Annotated in this window: 16 protein-coding genes; 7 read left to right on the forward strand and 9 right to left on the reverse strand. The window is 72.4% G+C overall.

The features are described 5' to 3' along the window. Nucleotides 1–72: 72 nt before the first annotated feature. Both AC3IYJ_RS05885 and AC3IYJ_RS05890 read left to right on the forward strand, forming a co-directional pair. A complete protein-coding gene (locus AC3IYJ_RS05885) occupies nucleotides 73–1,905 on the forward strand; it encodes an ABC transporter ATP-binding protein (protein ID WP_489400286.1) in 1,833 nt (610 codons plus the stop codon). Next, nucleotides 1,902–3,683: an ABC transporter ATP-binding protein gene (locus AC3IYJ_RS05890; protein ID WP_489400287.1), complete on the forward strand. Its 1,782-nt coding sequence runs from the start codon at nucleotides 1,902–1,904 to the stop codon at nucleotides 3,681–3,683. The genes AC3IYJ_RS05885 and AC3IYJ_RS05890 overlap by 4 nt, the downstream gene beginning before the upstream one ends. An 85-nt stretch (nucleotides 3,684–3,768) precedes the next feature. Here AC3IYJ_RS05890 and AC3IYJ_RS05895 read toward each other — a convergent pair whose 3' ends face one another. Continuing rightward, the gene (locus AC3IYJ_RS05895; protein ID WP_489400288.1) at nucleotides 3,769–4,560 is read right to left on the reverse strand and encodes a metal-dependent hydrolase; all 792 of its coding nucleotides are present in this window, start codon (nucleotides 4,558–4,560) and stop codon (nucleotides 3,769–3,771) included. A 145-nt stretch (nucleotides 4,561–4,705) separates the two neighbouring features. On the opposite strand from AC3IYJ_RS05895, the gene AC3IYJ_RS05900 reads away from it, so the two are divergent. The 3 genes from AC3IYJ_RS05900 to AC3IYJ_RS05910 all read left to right on the forward strand — a co-directional run bounded on the left by AC3IYJ_RS05900 (nucleotide 4,706) and on the right by AC3IYJ_RS05910 (nucleotide 8,651). Continuing rightward, complete coding sequence (locus tag AC3IYJ_RS05900) at nucleotides 4,706–7,228, forward strand: DEAD/DEAH box helicase (RefSeq protein ID WP_489400289.1); 2,523 nt, start codon at nucleotides 4,706–4,708, stop codon at nucleotides 7,226–7,228. 88 nt (nucleotides 7,229–7,316) lie between these two features. Beyond that, nucleotides 7,317–8,219, forward strand: a complete 903-nt coding sequence (locus AC3IYJ_RS05905) for an acyl-CoA thioesterase (RefSeq protein WP_489400290.1) — start codon at nucleotides 7,317–7,319, stop codon at nucleotides 8,217–8,219. A gap of 30 nt (nucleotides 8,220–8,249) precedes the next feature. Next, complete coding sequence (locus tag AC3IYJ_RS05910; RefSeq protein WP_489400291.1) at nucleotides 8,250–8,651, forward strand: YchJ family protein; 402 nt, start codon at nucleotides 8,250–8,252, stop codon at nucleotides 8,649–8,651. Here AC3IYJ_RS05910 and AC3IYJ_RS05915 read toward each other — a convergent pair. Then, nucleotides 8,615–9,409, reverse strand: coding sequence for a DUF6397 family protein (locus tag AC3IYJ_RS05915; protein WP_489400292.1), 795 nt, complete (start codon nucleotides 9,407–9,409; stop codon nucleotides 8,615–8,617). The two genes, AC3IYJ_RS05910 and AC3IYJ_RS05915, sit on opposite strands and share 37 nt — an antisense overlap. 152 nt (nucleotides 9,410–9,561) lie before the next feature. Further along, entirely contained in the window at nucleotides 9,562–9,960 is a 399-nt protein-coding gene (locus AC3IYJ_RS05920) for a roadblock/LC7 domain-containing protein (protein WP_489400293.1), read from the reverse strand. Between the two features lie 106 nt (nucleotides 9,961–10,066). Here AC3IYJ_RS05920 and AC3IYJ_RS05925 point away from each other — a divergent pair, with 106 nt between their 5' ends. Continuing rightward, nucleotides 10,067–10,495 carry a PPOX class F420-dependent oxidoreductase gene (locus AC3IYJ_RS05925; RefSeq protein ID WP_489400294.1) on the forward strand — a complete coding sequence of 143 codons (429 nt, stop codon included), beginning with the start codon at nucleotides 10,067–10,069 and terminating at the stop codon, nucleotides 10,493–10,495. Between the two features lie 26 nt (nucleotides 10,496–10,521). Here the strand turns inward: AC3IYJ_RS05925 and AC3IYJ_RS05930 are convergent, their stop codons facing one another. The 5 genes from AC3IYJ_RS05930 to AC3IYJ_RS05950 form a co-directional block, all read right to left on the reverse strand. Further along, nucleotides 10,522–11,154 carry a GTP-binding protein gene (locus AC3IYJ_RS05930; RefSeq protein ID WP_489400295.1) on the reverse strand — a complete coding sequence of 211 codons (633 nt, stop codon included), beginning with the start codon at nucleotides 11,152–11,154 and terminating at the stop codon, nucleotides 10,522–10,524. Beyond that, nucleotides 11,154–11,534 carry a DUF742 domain-containing protein gene (locus AC3IYJ_RS05935; protein ID WP_489400296.1) on the reverse strand — a complete coding sequence of 127 codons (381 nt, stop codon included), beginning with the start codon at nucleotides 11,532–11,534 and terminating at the stop codon, nucleotides 11,154–11,156. The genes AC3IYJ_RS05930 and AC3IYJ_RS05935 overlap by 1 nt, the downstream gene beginning before the upstream one ends. A 17-nt stretch (nucleotides 11,535–11,551) precedes the next feature. Further along, nucleotides 11,552–11,995 carry a roadblock/LC7 domain-containing protein gene (locus AC3IYJ_RS05940; RefSeq protein ID WP_371614671.1) on the reverse strand — a complete coding sequence of 148 codons (444 nt, stop codon included), beginning with the start codon at nucleotides 11,993–11,995 and terminating at the stop codon, nucleotides 11,552–11,554. Continuing rightward, nucleotides 11,995–14,787 (reverse strand): sensor histidine kinase, encoded by a 2,793-nt coding sequence (locus AC3IYJ_RS05945; RefSeq protein WP_489400297.1) that lies wholly within the window; start codon nucleotides 14,785–14,787, stop codon nucleotides 11,995–11,997. The genes AC3IYJ_RS05940 and AC3IYJ_RS05945 overlap by 1 nt, the downstream gene beginning before the upstream one ends. Before the next feature lie 116 nt (nucleotides 14,788–14,903). After that, the gene (locus tag AC3IYJ_RS05950; RefSeq protein WP_489400298.1) at nucleotides 14,904–15,701 is read right to left on the reverse strand and encodes an MHYT domain-containing protein; all 798 of its coding nucleotides are present in this window, start codon (nucleotides 15,699–15,701) and stop codon (nucleotides 14,904–14,906) included. A gap of 168 nt (nucleotides 15,702–15,869) precedes the next feature. Here AC3IYJ_RS05950 and AC3IYJ_RS05955 point away from each other — a divergent pair, with 168 nt between their 5' ends. Continuing rightward, complete coding sequence (locus tag AC3IYJ_RS05955; RefSeq protein WP_489400299.1) at nucleotides 15,870–16,493, forward strand: class I SAM-dependent methyltransferase; 624 nt, start codon at nucleotides 15,870–15,872, stop codon at nucleotides 16,491–16,493. A 64-nt stretch (nucleotides 16,494–16,557) separates the two neighbouring features. Here AC3IYJ_RS05955 and AC3IYJ_RS05960 read toward each other — a convergent pair whose 3' ends face one another. Next, on the reverse strand, nucleotides 16,558–17,472 hold the full coding sequence (locus AC3IYJ_RS05960) for an oxygenase MpaB family protein (protein ID WP_489400300.1): 915 nt from the start codon (nucleotides 17,470–17,472) through the stop codon (nucleotides 16,558–16,560). Nucleotides 17,473–17,492 lie beyond the last annotated feature (20 nt).

The following is a 17,492-nucleotide window of genomic DNA, read 5'->3' on the forward strand; positions in this document are numbered from 1 at the left end:
ATCGATTGCCCCGACCCGGTCCGGAACGCGAACCTTGCACGGTTTGGAACTCTCGACCAGTCATGGGGCGTCATGCAGATCAGCGATCTACCGTATCCGGACCCAGGGGTACCCGACGCTCGCTCCGGCCCCCGGTTCCTCTGGTGGCTGGGGCGCGGTCAACTCGGCGGACAGGCCAAAAGCCTGAGCTGGGGAATGCTCCACTTCTGCGGTGTCGCCGGGCTTCCGTACGCGGTGGGCCTGGGCGTCGACGCGGTCGTCGACCGTGACGGCGCCCGGCTGCTGTGGGTCGGCGGTCTGATCGCGCTGCTCGGCGTCGCGATCGCGCTCGGCGACTCCATGCTGCACCGGACCGCCGTCACCAACTGGATCACCGCCGCCGCGCGGGTCCAGCAACTGCTGGCGCGCAAGACCGCCGAACTGGGCGCGGCCCTGACCCGGCGGGTCGCGGCCGGCGAGGTGGTCGCGGTTTCCACGGGTGACGTGGAGAAGATCGGGTGGTTCGTCGAGGCGGTCTCCCGCTTCCTCGCCGCCGCTCTCACCCTCCTCATCGGCTGCGTGGCGCTGCTCTTCTACGCCCCCACCATCGGTGTGGTGGTCGCGATCGGCATGCCGGTGCTCGCCCTGGCCGTCCTGCCGCTGCTGCCGCGCGCCACCCAGCGCGCCGACGTGCAGCGGGAGAAGGCGGGCAAGGCCACCGAGCTGGCCTCCGACACCGTGGCGGGCCTGCGCGTGCTGCGCGGCATCGGCGGTGAGGAGCTGTTCCTCAGCCGCTACCGCGAGGCCTCGCAGGAGGTCCGCAAGGCGGCGGTGCGCAGTGCCCGGATGTGGGCCCTGATCTCCGCCGTCCAGGTGCTGCTGCCGGGCATCCTGCTGATCACGGTCGTCTGGTACGGCTCCGCGCTCGTGCTGGACGACCGGCTCGCGGTCGGCGAACTCGTCGCGGCCTTCAGCGCGGTGGCCACCATGCTCTATCCGCTGCGGCACTTCGAGGAGATCGCGATGGCGTACTCCTTCTCGCGTCCCTCCGCCAAGCGGGCCGCCCGGGTGCTGTCGCTGACCCGGACGGAGGCCGAGAGCGAGGCCGGGACCGACGCCGGGACCGAGGTGCGGGCTCCCGCCGCCGGTGGCGACCTGTACGACCCGGAGACGGGGCTGCTGGCCCCGGCAGGCCGGTTCACCGCCGTGGTGTGCGGGGACCCCGACCTGGCGGGCCGTCTGGCCGAACGCCTGGGCGGCCACCCGATGGACGAGGCCTGCGGTCCCTCCGTCCTGCTGGGCGGGGTCGCGCTGAACGAGCTCGCGCTGGACACCGCGCGCACGCTGGTCCTCGTACAGGACAAGGATCCGGTGCTGCTGTCCGGAACGCTGCGCGAACTGTTCGACGTACCGGCTTCCGGGACGGTCGAGCCGCGCGCGGCGCTGGCGGCGGCCCAGTGCACGGACGTGCTGGACGCGCTGCTGCAGTCCGCCCCGGACGGGGTGGACGACCCGATGGACGCCCGGATCACCGAGCGCGGCCGGTCCCTGTCCGGCGGGCAGCGCCAGCGGCTCGCGCTGGCGCGGTCGCTGGTCACCGATCCGGAGGTGCTGGTGCTGGACGAGCCGACCTCGGCGGTCGACTCGCACACCGAGGCACGGATCGCTGACGGGATCGCGAAGCTGCGCGCCGGGCGCACGACGGTGGTCCTGGCCTCCTCGCCGCTGCTGCTGGACCACGCCGACCGGGTCGTCCTGATCCACGAGGGCGCGGTGGCGGCGAGCGGCACGCACCGCGAACTGCTGCACGGCGAACCGCGCTACCGCGCGGTCGTCACCCGCGAGACCGAGGACGAGCAACGGCTCTCGCAGCTGAAGGCCGGACGGCCTGACGCCGTACTCACAGAGATCGAGGAATCCGCATGATCGGCGTGGCGCCGCCGCAATACGATCCGGCGGCCCCCGAAACCGCCGCGACGCTGCCCGTGGGCACGTCGGCGACCGTACGGGGCTACGTGCGCGGCCTGTTCCGCCGCCACCGGCGGGCCTTCGTGGTCCTGGTGGCGGTCAACACGGTCGCGGTGATCGCCTCCATGGTGGGCCCGTACCTGCTGGGCCAGGTGGTGGACCAGCTCACGGCAGGGGCGCGCGAACTGCATCTGGGGCGCGTGGGACTGCTGTTCGCGCTGGCTCTGGTCGTCCAGACCCTGTTCGTCCGGATGGTCCGGCTGCGCGGGGCGATGCTCGGCGAGGAGATGCTGGCCGATCTGCGCGAGGACTTCCTCGTCCGCTCGGTGGGTCTGCCGCCGGGCGTGCTGGAGCGCGCCGGAACCGGCGACCTGCTGTCGCGGATCACCACCGACATCGACCGGCTGGCCAACGCGATGCGCGAGGCCGTGCCCCAGCTCGCCATCGGCGTGGTGTGGGCGGGGCTGCTCTACGGGGCGCTCGCCGTGACCGCGCCGCCGCTGGCACTGGCCGCGCTGATCTCGCTGCCCGTGCTGGTGATCGGCTGCCGCTGGTACTTCAAGCGGGCGCCCCGGGCCTACCGCTCGGAGGCGGCCGGGTACGCGGCGGTCGCGGCCGTGCTCACCGAGACGGTGGACGCGGGCCGCACCATCGAGGCGCACCGCCTCGGCGCGCGCCGGATCGAGCTGTCGGAGCGGCGGATCAAGGAGTGGACGGCCTGGGAGCGGTACACGCTGTTCCTTCGGACGGTCCTCTTCCCCGTCATCAACGTCACGTACGTGACGATCCTCGGCGCGGTGCTGCTGATCGGCGGGTACTGCGTGATCCAGGGCTGGATGTCGGTGGGGCAGCTGACCACGGGCGCACTGCTCGCGCAGATGATGGTCGACCCGATCGGCCTGATCCTGCGCTGGTACGACGAGTTGCAGATCGCCCAGGTCTCACTGGCCCGGCTGGTGGGCGTACGGGAGATCGAGCCGGACGCGGGCGACGCTTCCGTCTCCCCGGACGGCCGGGACGTCCGCGCGGACGGGGTCCACTTCGGCTACCGCGAGGGCGTCGACGTCCTGCACCAGGTGTCGATGTCGGTGCCGCCGGGCACCCGGATGGCCCTGGTCGGGCCCTCGGGCGCGGGCAAGTCCACGCTGGGCCGGCTGCTCGCGGGCATCTACGCGCCCCGGACCGGCGAGATCACCCTCGGCGGGGCGCGGCTGTCGGGGATGCAGGCGGAGCGGGTGCGCGAGCACGTGGCCCTGGTCAACCAGGAGCACCACGTCTTCGTGGGCTCGCTGCGCGACAACCTGCGCCTGGCACGCACCGGGGCCGCCGACACCGAACTGTGGGAGGCCCTCGGCTCGGTGGACGCGGACGGGTGGGCGCGGGCGCTGGAGGCCGGTCTGGACACCGAGGTCGGTTCGGGCGGCACGGCGCTGACCCCGGCGCAGGCCCAGCAGATCGCGCTGGCCCGGCTGGTGCTGGCGGACCCGCACACGCTGGTGCTGGACGAGGCGACCTCGCTGCTGGACCCGCGCGCGGCCCGGCACCTGGAGCGCTCGCTGGCCCGGGTGCTGGACGGCCGCACGGTGATCGCGATCGCGCACCGGCTGCACACCGCCCACGACGCGGACGTGATCGCGGTGGTCGAGGACGGCCGGATCAGCGAGCTGGGTTCACACGACGCCCTGGTCGCGGCCGACGGCCCGTACGCGGCCCTGTGGCGGTCCTGGCACGGCTGACGCGTCCGGCACCGATTGCACGTGAAGGGCTCCTGCTTCCGCATCTGCGGAAGCAGGAGCCCTTCACGTGCAATCGGTGCGTCGGCTAGAAGAAGCCGAGGGCCGAGGCGCCGCCGACTCCGCCGAGGAGCATGAAGACCGGCATGAGGACCTTGAGCTCCACCCAGCTGCCGGCGCGGAAGCGCATCATCTTCGGCGGGCCGATCGGGTACCAGCGCTTGCCCGCGATGGGGATGGGCCACAGGACCGGGCAGCCGGAGACGGTCAGGGCGTCGCCGATGTCGTGGACCAGGGCGCCGAGCACGATCGGCAGGCCGAGCCACAGGTACTCCTGGCCGGGGCCGGTGAAGAGCCAGCCGGAGCCGTTGCCGGGCTGGTCGAGGACTCCGGCCAGTATCCAGGCGCTGGTCGCGCCGAGCAGCCAGACCAGGACGTCGCTGGACATCCGGGCAGCCCGCCACAGCAGGCCTTCGACGGCAAGGACCAGGTGGACGAAGAGGAGGAGGAGCACGCCCCAGCGGTCGGCGGTGACGGCGAGCGCGGAGGCGCCGGCGCCGATCAGGACGGCCCAGACCCATGTGTGGGTCAGGGTGCGGTGGCCGCCGGTGCGGCGGGCGTCGCGCGGGGCCCGGGTCGCTTTGTAGACCGCGTAGGAGATCTTGTCGACCACCTCGCACAGGCCCCGGGAGAGCGGGCCGAAGGCGCGGGAGATCGTCGCCGATTTGTGGTCGAGGTCGGGGGCCAGCGCTGCTCCGGCGCAGATGAGGGCTCCGACGACGAGGACGGGCCAGGGCATCGGGTGTCCGGCGGCGGCTGCCGCCGCGCCCACCCCCAGCCAGGCCGCTGCCCCCGACAGTGAGTGCGCCGGACCCATCATGGTCGTTCCCCGCCCCGTTTGTGTGCTGGTCGGGCCCTGTTGACGGTGTCGCTCGGGCCGTATCGACGGCACAGCGTACCGCCGATGATCTTCCTTCCGTCCGCCGGTTCCCTCATCCGGGGGGAAGACAGGCAAGATGGGGGGTGTGACCCTCATTGATCAGCTCCCGCCGAACGCCGACCCCGATGCCCTCTTCGAGGCTTTCTCCTCGTGGGCGGAGGACCAGGGCATCACCCTGTACCCGGCTCAGGAGGAGGCGCTGATGGAGGTGGTCACCGGCGCGAACGTGATCCTTTCCACACCGACCGGCTCCGGCAAGAGCCTGGTCGCGGCGGGCGCCCACTTCACGGCGCTGGCCCAGGACAAGGTCACCTTCTACACCGCTCCGATCAAGGCCCTGGTATCGGAGAAGTTCTTCGACCTGTGCAAGCTGTTCGGCACCGAGAACGTCGGCATGCTGACCGGCGACGCCTCGGTGAACTCGGACGCCCCGGTGATCTGCTGTACCGCCGAGGTGCTGGCCTCGATCGCGCTGCGCGACGGCAAGTACGCGGACATCGGCCAGGTCGTGATGGACGAATTCCACTTCTACGCGGAGCAGGACCGCGGCTGGGCCTGGCAGATCCCGATCCTGGAGCTGCCGCAGGCGCAGTTCGTCCTGATGTCCGCGACGCTCGGCGACATGAAGCGCTTCGAGGAGGACCTGACCCGGCGCACGGGCCGTCCCACCTCGGTGGTCCGCTCCGCGACACGGCCCGTCCCGCTGTCGTACGAGTACGTCACGACGCCGATCACCGACACCATCACCGAGCTGCTGGAGACCCGACAGGCTCCGGTGTACATCGTGCACTTCACGCAGGCCCAGGCGGTCGAGCGGGCGCAGTCGCTGATGAGCATCAACATGTGCACGCGCGAGGAGAAGGACAAGATCGCCGATCTGATCGGCAACTTCCGCTTCACCACCAAGTTCGGCCAGAACCTCTCCCGTTACGTCCGCCACGGCATCGGCGTGCACCACGCGGGCATGCTGCCCAAGTACCGCCGTCTGGTGGAGAAGCTGGCCCAGGCCGGTCTGCTGAAGGTCATCTGCGGTACCGACACCCTCGGCGTCGGCGTCAACGTCCCGATCCGCACGGTGCTGTTCACCGCGCTGACCAAGTACGACGGCACCCGGGTCCGCACGCTGCGCGCCCGCGAGTTCCACCAGATCGCCGGCCGCGCCGGGCGGGCCGGATTCGATACGGCGGGCTATGTGGTGGCCCAGGCGCCCGAGCACGTCATCGAGAACGAGAAGGCCCTGGCGAAAGCGGGCGACGACCCGAAGAAGCGCCGCAAGGTAGTCCGCAAGAAGGCCCCCGAAGGCTTCGTCGCCTGGTCGGACACGACCTTCGAGAAGCTCATCGCCGCCGACCCGGAGGCGCTGACCTCGCGCTTCAAGGTCACCAACATCATGCTCCTGTCGGTCATCGCCCGGCCCGGCGACGCCTTCCAGGCGATGCGCCACCTGCTGGAGGACAACCACGAGCCGCGCAAGGCCCAGCTGCGGCACATCCGCCGGGCCATCGCGATCTACCGCTCGCTGCTCGACGGCGGCGTGGTCGAGAAGCTCGACACCCCCGACGCCGAGGGCCGCTCGATCCGGCTGACCGTCGACCTCCAGCAGGACTTCGCGCTCAACCAGCCGCTGTCCACCTTCGCCCTGGCCTCCTTCGACCTGCTGGACCCGGAGTCCCCTTCCTACGCGCTGGACATGGTCTCGGTCGTCGAGTCCACGCTGGACGATCCCCGCCAGATCCTCGCCGCCCAGCAGAACAAGGAACGCGGCATGGCCGTGGGCGCGATGAAGGCCGACGGGGTCGAGTACGAGGAGCGCATGGAGCGGCTCCAGGAGATCACCTATCCCAAGCCCCTCGAAGAGCTGCTCCTGCACGCCTACGGCGTGTACAGCAAGAGCCACCCGTGGGTCCGCGACCACCCGGTCTCCCCGAAGTCGATCATCCGCGACATGTACGAACGCGCGATGACCTTCACCGAGTTCACCTCGTACTACGAACTCGCCCGCACCGAGGGCATCGTGCTGCGCTATCTGGCGAGCGCGTACAAGGCGCTGGACCACACCATCCCCGACGACCTCAAGTCCGAGGACCTCCAGGACCTGATCGAATGGCTCGGCGAGCTGGTCCGCCAGGTCGACTCCAGCCTGCTCGACGAGTGGGAGCAGCTGGCGAACCCGGAGGTGGAGACGGCGGAGCAGGCCCAGGAGAAGGCCGACCAGGTCAAGCCGGTCACGGCGAACTCCCGCGCCTTCCGCGTCCTGGTCCGCAACGCCATGTTCCGCCGGGTGGAGCTGGCCGCCCTGGACCACGTCAACGTGCTGGGCGAGCTGGACGGCGAGTCCGGCTGGGACGCCGACGCCTGGGGCGATGCCCTGGACGGCTACTGGGACGAGTACGACGACCTCGGTACCGGCCCCGACGCGCGCGGCCCCAAGCTGCTCCAGATCGAGGAGGACCCGGCGCACGGCCTGTGGCGCGTCCGCCAGACCTTCGCCGACCCCAACGGGGACCATGGCTGGGGCATCAGCGCCGAGGTCGACCTCGCGGCATCCGACGAGGAGGGCCGGGCCGTCATCCGCGTCACCTCGGTCGGCGAGCTGGGCCAGCTCTGACCTCCCCCGGGTTCCGTCCGGGGGGACCCGCAACCGCAACCGAACCGGCGCCACCACGGGCGCCGGCCCCGACAGTGGAGATCCTCTGATGACGAACCCCGCCGAGAGGCTGGTCGATCTGCTCGACCTGGAGCAGATCGAGGTCAACATCTTCCGGGGCGCGAGCCCCCAGGAGTCCCTCCAGCGCGTGTTCGGCGGCCAGGTCGCCGGACAGGCCCTGGTGGCGGCCGGCCGTACCACCGAGGGCGACCGGCCGGTCCACTCCCTCCACTCGTACTTCCTGCGCCCCGGCATCCCCGGGGTGCCGATCGTGTACCAGGTGGAGCGGGTGCGCGACGGGCGCTCCTTCACCACCCGTCGGGTCACCGCGGTCCAGCAGGGCAAGACCATCTTCAATCTGACCGCCTCCTTCCATCACCCGGAGGAGGGCAGCATCGAGCACCAGCTGCCTCCCCGCCTCGACTTCCCGCACCCGGACACGCTCCCGAAGGTCGTGGACGAGATCCGCGAACACCTGGGCGCGCTGCCGGAGGCACTGGAGCGGATGGCCCGCCGCCAGCCCTTCGACATCCGGTACGTGGACCGGCTCCGCTGGGCCCCCGAGGAGCTCAAGGGAGCCGATCCGCGCAGCGCGGTGTGGATGCGCGCCGTCGGCCCGCTGGGCGACGACCCGCTCGTGCACACCTGCGCCCTCACCTACGCCAGTGACATGACCCTCCTCGACGCCGTGCGCATCCCCGTGGAACCCCTGTGGGGCATGCGCGGTTTCGACATGGCCTCGCTCGACCACGCCATGTGGTTCCACCGCCCGTTCCGGGCGGACGAGTGGTTCCTGTACGACCAGGAGTCACCCATCGCGCACGGCGGCCGGGGCCTGGCCCGCGGCCGGATCTACGACCTCGAAGGCCGGCTGCTGGTCTCGGTGGTCCAGGAAGGCCTCTTCCGCCCGTACGGCGCCAAGGCCTCCAAGCCGCCCGTGTCGCCCCAGTAGTCCGCCCCTCCCCCAGAACTGAGTGCACCCATGCCCACCCCGGCCCTCCCCTGCCCCTGCGGGCTGCCCGCCGCCTACCCGGAGTGCTGCGGCCGCTTCCACTCCGGCGAGCGGCAGGCGCCCACCGCCGAACTGCTGATGCGTTCCCGCTTCAGCGCCTTCGCCGTCGGCGACACCGCCTACCTGCTGCGCTCCTGGCATCCCTCGACCCGACCGGGCAGCCTCGACCTGGACCCCGGGCAGCGCTGGGAGCGACTGGAGATCCTGGCCACCGAGCGCGGCGGGATGTTCGAGACGGAGGGCTCGGTGGAATTCCGGGCGCACTACCGCGAGGGCCGGCACGCCGGCTCACTACACGAGCACAGCGCCTTCTCCCGCGAGGCCGGAGCCTGGGTCTACGTCGGCCCCCTCTCCCCCGTCGACTTCGACTGACCCCGGGCTCCGGTCAGCGCGAAGTCCAGGCTGGTGCGGTACCAGCGGATCTCGTCCGAGGCCTCCGCCACCAGCAGCCGGGACGCCACGGCGGCGGCCGCCGGGAGCTGCGGATGCCCGTAGGGCGCGGGTGGAGCGAGCCCCGCGAGCAGGATCCGCTCGGCCGGGTCGGGTACGGTCTCGCGCACATCGGAGTCCGGGAGCACGGAGGCCAGTACGGCCGCCCTCTCCCAGGGGTCGGCGGTCCCTCTCAGTAGCAGCCCGACATGCCGCTCCCGCCATTTCCGGGGCCGCAGGTCGGCTTTGGCCGCCATCAGCTCCCGGTCCGCCGGCGGGGCGCTCCCGCGCAGCATGCCGGGCTGGGCGGCCGCGAAGTCCCGTAGCTCCGCGGTCAGATAGAGCCAGACCACCGCCCGGTAGCGGTTGATCCTGTACCCCACCGGGGTGACGTGGCCGCAGCGCGCGAGCCGGGTGAACCTGCTCGGGCCGACCCCCAGTGCGGCAGCCGCCGCCTCCGCGCCCGCGACCGTCTCCACGCGCTCCCGCAGGGTGTCCGGCGGCCCCTCGGCCGACCTGACCCGGCCGAGCTCGGTCCGGGTGAAGCGGGTGGCCCCACCGGGCCCCGGCGGACCTGCACGCACGATGCCCAGCTGTACGGCGCGGGCGAACTCGGTCCGGCTCAGCCCCAGCTCCCCCGCGGCCTGCCCGCCACCCACGAGTCCCTCGACGGCTTCCCCGCGCACGATCGTCTTCGTCATCACGCTCTCCCCACCAGAAGTGATTACTGTGCGTGAAGAACGTAACTCAGCGCGACGGCATCCCGCCGGGGCTGTGGATATCCCGAAAATCCCAGGCCGGCGCCCCGGTAAGTGCCCTGGTCAGCGCCCCGGTCAGTCGCGGCCGGCCGCGGTCAGCCCCCGGTGATCCGCCGCTCCGCGACACCCAGGTGCTCGCCCACCCGGTTCACCAGCAGCGTCATCTCGTACGCGACGTGCCCGATGTCGGCCTCGGCGGCGCTCAGGACGCACAGGCAGCTGCCCGCCCCCGCCGCCATCACGAAGAGGACCCCCTCGTCGTACTCGACCATCGTCTGGCGCACCTCGCCCGCCCGGAAGTGCCGCCCCGAGCCCTTCGCCAGGCTCTGCAGCCCCGCCGCGACGGCCGCCAGATGCTCCGCGTCCTCCCAAGCAAGGCCCGCGCTCGCGCCCGTCACCAGGCCGTCGTTGGAGAGCACCACCGCGTGCCGGACCTGCTGGACCCGGCGGGTCAAATCATCGAGCAACCAGTCCAGTTGCTTGTCCAGAGCCATATTCAGTCCCTCCCCGTCGACGCGCCCGGCCCGGCCGCGCCCCACCCCGCGTACTCGTGCCGCCAGCCTTCCCCACCAGCGGCTTTCCGGCAAGGAGGATGGACGCATGGTGAAGAAGATGACTCAAGAGGAATGGCGGGCGTTCGTCTCCCATTCCACCCGCACCGGAAAACTGTCCACCGTCCGCGCGGACGGAAGCCCCCACATCGCTCCCATCTGGTTCGTTCTCGACGGTGATTCCTTCGTTTTCAACACCGGGAAGGACACCGTCAAGGGGCGCAATCTGGCCCGCGACGGCCGGGTCGCGCTCTGCGTGGACGACGACCGGCCGCCGTACTCCTACGTCGTCCTCCAGGGCCGCGCCGAGATCAGCGAGGACCTCGACGAGATGCTCCCCTGGGCGACGCGAATCGGCGCCCGGTACATGGGAGAGGAGCAGGGCGAAACCTTCGGCCGCCGCAACGCCGTTCCCGGTGAGCTCCTCGTCCGCGTCGGCATCGAGAAGGTGATCACCGTCAACGGGATCACCGACTGACGCACGGATCCGCGGGCCGGTCCGCTTCACACCGAATCGGCCTGCGGCTCCACCGAATCCAGCAACCGGGCCGTGTGCACCCGCCCCGCGTACTCCACCAGCCGGATCAGCACTTCCTTCCCCGAATCCTTGTCCCGCGCGTCGCACAGCACCACCGGTGTCCCCTGATCCAGGTCCAGCGCCCGCGCCACCTCGTTCGAGGCGTACCGCCGGGCGTTCGTGAAGCAGTTGACGGCGACCACGAACGGGATCCGCCGGTGCTCGAAGTAGTCCACCGCCGGGAAGCAGTCCTCCAGCCTCCGCGTGTCGGCGAGCACCACCGCTCCCAGCGCGCCCTGCGACAGCTCGTCCCAGAGGAACCAGAACCGGTCCTGTCCCGGAGTCCCGAACAGGTACAGCGAGAGCCCCGACCGGATGGTGATCCGGCCGAAGTCCATGGCCACGGTCGTCGTCGTCTTCTGGTCGACCCCGCCCGTGTCGTCCACCAGTTCCCCGGCCTCGCTGAGCAGTTCCTCCGTCCGCAGCGGCCGAATCTCGCTGACGGAACCGACCAGGGTGGTCTTGCCCACGCCGAAGCCGCCCGCCACGAGTATCTTCAGCGCGAGCGCGGCCAGCTCGCTGTCCTCGGCTCCCGGGGTCCCGTTGTCGTGCAGTCCCATCACAGCGCTCGCAATCCCTCGATGACTTCACGCAGAATCCGCTCGTCCGGCAGCTGTGCCGGGGGCACCGGCCGGCTGACCTTGACGTGTCCGGCCTCCAGCAGGTCCCCGAGCAGCACCCGCACCACGCCCACGGGCAGGTCCGCGTCCGCCGCGAGCTCCGCCACCGACTGGGTCTCGTCCCGGCACAGGCCGAGCAGCGCACGGTGTTCGGGTTCCAGGAGCGACTCGGCCGCCTCGTCCGTCCCCGCCGGGTCCACGACGACCAGGGCGATCAGGTCGAACCGGATCCCGTGCGGCCCCGGCTTCGTACGCCCGCCGGTCATGGCGTACGGACGGACGAGCGGGCCCGCGTCGGCGTCGTACCACTGGCCGTTCATGCTCCGGACCGCCGCCTTCAACCGGCGGCCGGCGGGCGCGCCGAGAACCGCGGCGGGGTGTACAGGTGCTCGCCGACCCGCTTCACCAGCCGGGCCATCTCGTAGGCGATCAGCCCCATGTCGGCACCGGCCCCGCTGAGCACGGCCAGGCAGGAGCCGTCGCCGGCGGCCGCGACGAAGAGGAAGCCCTCGTCCATCTCCACCATCGTCTGGCGCACGCCCCCGGCGTGGAAATGCCGGCCCGCGCCCTTGGCGAGGCTGTGGAAGCCGGAGGCCACCGCCGCCAGGTGTTCGGCGTCCTCCCGGCTGAGCGCGCTGGAGGCGCCCACCGCCAGGCCGTCGTTGGACAGGACCACCGCGTGCCGGACCTCGCGGACCCGGACCACCAGGTCGTCCAGCAGCCAGTCCAGTTCGCCGGACCTTCGGATGCCTTCGAGGTCGATTCTCTGATGTTCGATCATCACCGTGCTCCTTCGCCTTCGCTGCCTGCGTGAGGGGAGTTCTCATGGATGTCCACCCCGGTGCTCGCCCGGGTACCGCGCACCCAGCCGGCCCGGTACGCCGCCATCCGGTCGCGCGCCTGCTCGGGGCTGCGCCCGGGAGGGTCTTGCCTGCCGTGCTCCGCGGACGGAGCCTTGGCGGCGGGGGCCTCGCGCAGCTGCGGGACGAGGCTGGCCTGGCGGACCCGGCGCGGCAGTTCGGTCACCGTGGCCCCGGGCTGACCCGGGGGAACGGCCCGGACGGACGAGGCCGGCGTCGGCCCCGCCGAGGACGGCGCGGACCCCGCGGAGGTCGTCGTGGGCGCAGCCTCGACCGCCGGGGCGTGCGTACGGGGACCCGCGCCACCGGAGCCGAGCGGGCGCAGCGAGGCCACCGGGGCGGATCGGGGCTCCTCCCGCAGGGGGCTCCGGTCCGGGACCGGGATCCCGCGCACGTCGTCCCGTACGACGCTCATCGCCGGGGAGGGCTCCGGAGCCCGCTCGGGGGCCGGCTCCGGGATCCGTGCCTCGGCAGAGGCCGGTTCGGGCTCGGGGCGGCGCGCCCGCGGCCGGTCTCCGAGGGACGGGGCGGCGGCCGTGAGGGCCCCCTGGAGCAGGGAGTTCGGGAGCAGCACCACGGCGGTGGTGCCGCCGTACGGCGACGTGCGCAGGTGCACCTTCACACCGTGGCGGGCCGAGAGGCGGCTGACCACGAAGAGCCCGAGCCGGTCGCTGTCGAAGAGGTCGAGCGCCTCGGACTGCTCGATGCGCCGGTTGGCCTCCTGGAGGGCCTCGCGGCCCATGCCGAGCCCCCGGTCCTCGACCTCCAGGACGTAGCCGGCGCCGACGGGCTCGCCGCTGACCCGGACCTTGGTGTGGGGCGGGGAGAACTGGGTCGCGTTCTCGATGAGTTCGGCGAGCAGGTGGGTGAGGTCGGCCACGGCCCCGCCGATGACGGCCGCCTCGGCGAGCTGGCGGACCTCGACGCGCGGGTAGTCCTCGATCTCGGAGACCGCGGCCCGTACGACGTTGGTCAGCGGGATCGGCATCCTCCAGGCGCGCCCCGGGGCGGCGCCCGACAGGATGATCAGACTTTCCGCGTGCCTTCGCATCCGGGTGGTGAGGTGGTCGAGGCGGAAGAGGTCGCCGAGCTCGTTCGGGTCGTCGGCGCGCCGTTCCATCGAGTCGAGCAGGGTGAGCTGCTTGTGCACCAGGACCTGGCTGCGCCGGGCGAGGTTGACGAAGACCCCGCTCACGCCGCTGGCCAGTTCGGCGCGTTCGACGGCGGCGCTGAGCGCGGCCCGGTGGACGGTGGCCAGCGCCTCGCCGACCTGGGCGATCTCGTCCTCGGCGGCCGGGCCCGGCGGGGTTTCGGCGGCCACGTCGATGTCCTGGCCGGCGCGCAACCGGTCCATGGCGTGCGGGAGTTTGCGGTGGGCGATCTCCAGGGCGGTGTTGCGCAGCGAGACCAGTTCGACGACGAGGGCCCGGCCGATGCGGACCGAGATGACGAGCGAGGCGGCCACGGCGGCCAGGCCCAGCACCACGGCGACTCCGGCGGCGCTGAGCACCCCGGTGCCGACCGGGTCGCCACGGTCCGCGGAGGCCGCGTGGGCGGCCTTCCCGATCTCCTGCATGGAGGTGGAGACGGAGGTGTACGCGGCCTCCCAGCCGACGGGTACGGTCGCGGCCACGGCTCCGGAAGCAGCCCCGGACGCGCCCCCGGCCCGGTTGTCCTTGGCAGAGCCGTCCTTCGCCGCGCCGCCCGCCGGAACCGCCAGTGCCTGATCCTCGGCTCCGGTGAGGTCGGCGTAGACGGCGCTCCGGGCCACCGACTGCCAGGCGCCCTGCTGCGCCGCGGGCAGGTCCCGGGCGGCGGCGTCCGTCAGGGCCCGGCGGGTCTCGACCGCGCCGGTCAGACGGCGAAGCGTGTCAGCACTGCGCGGCCCCGGCACGGTCAGCAGCGCGTCCTCCCGCGACAGCTGCTCCCCTGCTCGCGCGAACTCCAGCAGGACCCGGGCGTCGGAGCCGAGTTCCGCCTCCCGGCCACCGCCGGAGAGGGCTCCGGCGACCTCCAGGGCCGAATCGATCAAGCCGGTGTACGTCTCGTAGGCGGCGTCCGGGGTCGCACGGTGCTCGGCGATGTCCTTGCGCGCCGGGTCCAGCGCCTCGGCGGCGGCGACGAAGGCGCGCAGCCGGATCACGATGTCGGTCCGGTAGTCGCCGGAGTCGGCCACGGTGTTGCGGTCACCGAGCCGCAGTGCCCGTACGGCCGCGTCGGTGCGGCCCGCCTGCTGGTCCAGGGCGCCGGGTTGGCCGGGGGTCTGGGCGGTCGCGGCCTGACCGGCGGTGGGTTCGGCCAGCAGCCGGACGGCGGCGCGGCGTTCGGCCTGCAACTCGGTGACGGCCGCCACGACCGGGGCCCTGAGCTCCCGGTCGACCTGCTGGGCACGGCTGAGGCGGGCGATGTCCTGGGCCGCGCCCACGGTGGCGAAGCCCCAGAGGGCGAGCAGCGAGACCACCGGCACCATCAGCAGCGAGACGATCTTCGCGCGGACGGTGGCGGGGCGCAGCCGCAGTCTCGCACCGCCGCCCCGGCCGGAACCGCCACCGCCGCCGGATATGACCGGGAACGGGGCGCGGCTCTCACGGTCCGCCGACTCCTCGGCGGGCGGTCCGGCGTGCGCCCGGCGGCCCGTCCCCTTGGCGCGCCCGTCCGCAGGCGCGGGCGGCCGCGGCGCCGCTGCTTCCGGTGATCTGCGGGATCTGCGCATGGGCTCCTCGTTCCGGGCGGTGCGAGCGTATGTGACGGTGGCGGGGCGATGGGGGGCGATGGCAGGGGCGGGGGCGGGGCAGGGCGGACGCGGACGACGCCCGAGTGGCAGCGGGCTCAGAGGACGGAAGCGGGCGCGCCCTGCTCGCCGAGGCGCCGGTCGGCGGAGGCCGCGGCGGAGGCCAGCCGCTCGTCGGCGGTCGGGGACAGTGCGACGAACGCGGAGGTGATGAAGAGGTAGGAGCCGAGGCCGACGGCGAGCGGGAAGATGAACTGCATGGCGGTGGCCCCCGGCAGCGCCTCGTCCGAGGGGACGACGTCGACGGAGACGGCGAGCATGCCGGTGTAGTGCATGCTGCTGACGGCCGCGCCCATGACGAGCGAGGCGACGGCGACGGCCATCGGGGACTTGATGTTGAGCGCGGCCCACAGGGCCGCGGTGGCGGCGACCACGGCGATGGCCACGGAGAGTCCGACCGTCAGCGGCGCGTAGGAGACGGTGCCGTGCAGGCGCAGGGCCGCCATGCCGAGGTAGTGCATGCTCGCGACGCCGAGGCCGGTGGTGAGGCCGCCGAAGACGAGGGACCGGCCGCGTTCCTTGCCGTAGCCGACGACGAAGACGCCGGCTCCGACGACGATCATGGCGACGAGGAGGCTGAGGATGGTCATCGGCACGTTGTAGTGGATCTCGGTTCCGGTGACGTGGAAGCCGAGCATCGCGACGAAGTGCATCGTCCAGATGCCGGTCCCGATGGCGGAGGCCGCTGTGAGGAGCCAGTTGCGGCGGGATGCTCCGGTAGTCGCGTCGAGCGCGCGGACGGTGCAGCGCAGCCCGAGGGCAGCGCCGATCGAAGCCATCACATATGACAGCGCGGGGGTAAGCCAGCCATAGGCGGCGTGGTCCAGGTGTCCCATGGCCACGGGACGCTAGTCCGGGTGAGGGCGCGAACAAGGGGCGCATTTCGAAAGCTGCTGGAACTGCTGGAATATGACAGAGATACGTTCATCTTCGATCGCACCGCGTGCCACCTTGCACACGTTCCGCAGGCATGTGCCAGCGCGCGGGTGGGGGATCATGGGCACATGAGCGAGGACCGCACGCAGGAGCGTGCACAGGACCAGCACCACGTCCAGGAGTTCTTCGGAGCGCGCGCGGGCGACTGGGACCGCAAGTTCCCCGGGGACGGGCCGGCCTTCACGGCCGCCGTGGCCGAGTTCGCACTGCGGCCCGGGGACCGGGTGCTCGACGCGGGCTGCGGCACCGGGCGGGCGCTGACCGCGCTGCGCGCGGCCGTCGGCCCGTCGGGAACCGTGCTCGGCGCCGACGTCACCCCGCAGATGCTCGACGCCGCGCGGGACGCCGGCCGGGACGCCGAGGGCACGCTGCTGCTCGCGGACGTGGTCCGGCTGCCGCTGCGCGACGGGGTGCTGGACGCCGTGTTCGCCGCCGGCCTCATCGCCCACCTGCCGGAGCCCGCGGCCAACCTGCGCGAGCTCGCCCGCGTGGTCCGTCCCGGCGGCCGGCTCGCGCTGTTCCACCCGATCGGGAGAGCGGCGCTCGCGGCGCGCCACGGCCGCGCGCTGACGCCCGGGGATCTGCGCGCCGAGCACAACCTCGGCCCCCTGCTGGCGGGTTCGGGCTGGCGACTGACCTCGTACGCCGACGAGGACGCACGCTTCCTCGCGCTGGCGGTCCGCACGTCCTGAACGGCGGACCGGACCGAAGTCGTACGTCGCCCACGTGTCCGGGGTCCGCGGAGGCAGGTCCGGGTCAGGCCGGAGGCTGGGCCTCCGCTCCGGCCGGGCGGCGCGGATGCGGCACGGGGCACCCGCCCGGTCCGGGCACGGGGAACGTGCCGAGCTCGCCCACGTCGTAGCCCCCGGGGTAACTCCTGATCTCCGGGTTCTGGCGGGCGTAGTGCGGGGCCCTGCGCGGGGGCAGCAGGCGCACCGCGCACCCGCGCAGCCGCAGGGCGCCCCGGACCAGCCTGCGGACCCCGGGGCGCGGAGTCTCGTAGCGGAAGGCGCTGAGCAGCTGCTCGTCGAGGAGGGCGAGGCTGCCCCGGCGGACGACGGGCGCGAGGCGCGCCGGGTACCAGGAGGCCATCAGCTCGAGGGTGGCGTCGGCGACCTGCCGGCCGCCCTCGTCCCAGCCGAAGTGGGCCTCCTCGTAGGCGTTCAGAGCCGTTTCGAACTCCTCGTAGGAGCCCGGGACGTCCGTGATGCCGAGGTGGCGGCCGAGGGTGGCGTAGTAGTTCGCGCAGGCGCGCCGCTCGTGGTGGGTCAGCGGGCGCCAGCCGTAGGCGTCGAGCCAGCGGGCGGGGATCACCACGAACGTGCACAGGACGTAGCGCATGTCCTCGTTGGTGATGTCGAAGCCACGGTGCATCTGGTTCACGCGGCGGATCGCGGTGCGCGCGGTGTCGGACTCGAAGCCGTGCTCGACGACGGCGTCGAGGAGCAGCGCGGTGTCGTCGTAGCGCTTCTGGGAGCGTTCGGTGAACTCGGCGGTGTCGGCGAGCAGCCGGCCGATGCTCGGGACGGCGTAGGTCCGGAAGAGGGCCAGTTCCAGGGCCCGGGTGAAGTCCCAGGGGAACTCGTAGGTGGCGGTGAGCCGGTAGATGGCCAGGAAGTCCTTGTCCGGATCGAGCCGGAGGATCTCCCTCAGCCGGTCGTAACGCTGCACCGGGGTCCCTTTCTGTGGCG

The organism is Streptomyces sp. GL_140, assembly GCF_057834465.1.

Excerpts from the sequence above, each read along its gene's own strand:
- AC3IYJ_RS05890 (WP_489400287.1), top strand. The coding sequence starts at position 1,902 with ATGATCGGCGTGGCGCCGCCGCAATACGATCCGGCGGCCCCCGAAACC.
- AC3IYJ_RS05920 (WP_489400293.1), bottom strand. The coding sequence starts at position 9,960 with ATGGCTCTGGACAAGCAACTGGACTGGTTGCTCGATGATTTGACCCGC.
- AC3IYJ_RS05945 (WP_489400297.1), bottom strand. The coding sequence starts at position 14,787 with ATGCGCAGATCCCGCAGATCACCGGAAGCAGCGGCGCCGCGGCCGCCC.
- AC3IYJ_RS05895 (WP_489400288.1), bottom strand. The coding sequence starts at position 4,560 with ATGATGGGTCCGGCGCACTCACTGTCGGGGGCAGCGGCCTGGCTGGGG.
- AC3IYJ_RS05950 (WP_489400298.1), bottom strand. The coding sequence starts at position 15,701 with ATGGGACACCTGGACCACGCCGCCTATGGCTGGCTTACCCCCGCGCTG.
- AC3IYJ_RS05930 (WP_489400295.1), bottom strand. The coding sequence starts at position 11,154 with ATGGGACTGCACGACAACGGGACCCCGGGAGCCGAGGACAGCGAGCTG.
- AC3IYJ_RS05905 (WP_489400290.1), top strand. The coding sequence starts at position 7,317 with ATGACGAACCCCGCCGAGAGGCTGGTCGATCTGCTCGACCTGGAGCAG.
- AC3IYJ_RS05910 (WP_489400291.1), top strand. The coding sequence starts at position 8,250 with ATGCCCACCCCGGCCCTCCCCTGCCCCTGCGGGCTGCCCGCCGCCTAC.
- AC3IYJ_RS05915 (WP_489400292.1), bottom strand. The coding sequence starts at position 9,409 with ATGACGAAGACGATCGTGCGCGGGGAAGCCGTCGAGGGACTCGTGGGT.
- AC3IYJ_RS05935 (WP_489400296.1), bottom strand. The coding sequence starts at position 11,534 with ATGAACGGCCAGTGGTACGACGCCGACGCGGGCCCGCTCGTCCGTCCG.
- AC3IYJ_RS05940 (WP_371614671.1), bottom strand. The coding sequence starts at position 11,995 with ATGATCGAACATCAGAGAATCGACCTCGAAGGCATCCGAAGGTCCGGC.
- AC3IYJ_RS05925 (WP_489400294.1), top strand. The coding sequence starts at position 10,067 with ATGGTGAAGAAGATGACTCAAGAGGAATGGCGGGCGTTCGTCTCCCAT.
- AC3IYJ_RS05885 (WP_489400286.1), top strand. The coding sequence starts at position 73 with ATGCAGATCAGCGATCTACCGTATCCGGACCCAGGGGTACCCGACGCT.
- AC3IYJ_RS05955 (WP_489400299.1), top strand. The coding sequence starts at position 15,870 with ATGAGCGAGGACCGCACGCAGGAGCGTGCACAGGACCAGCACCACGTC.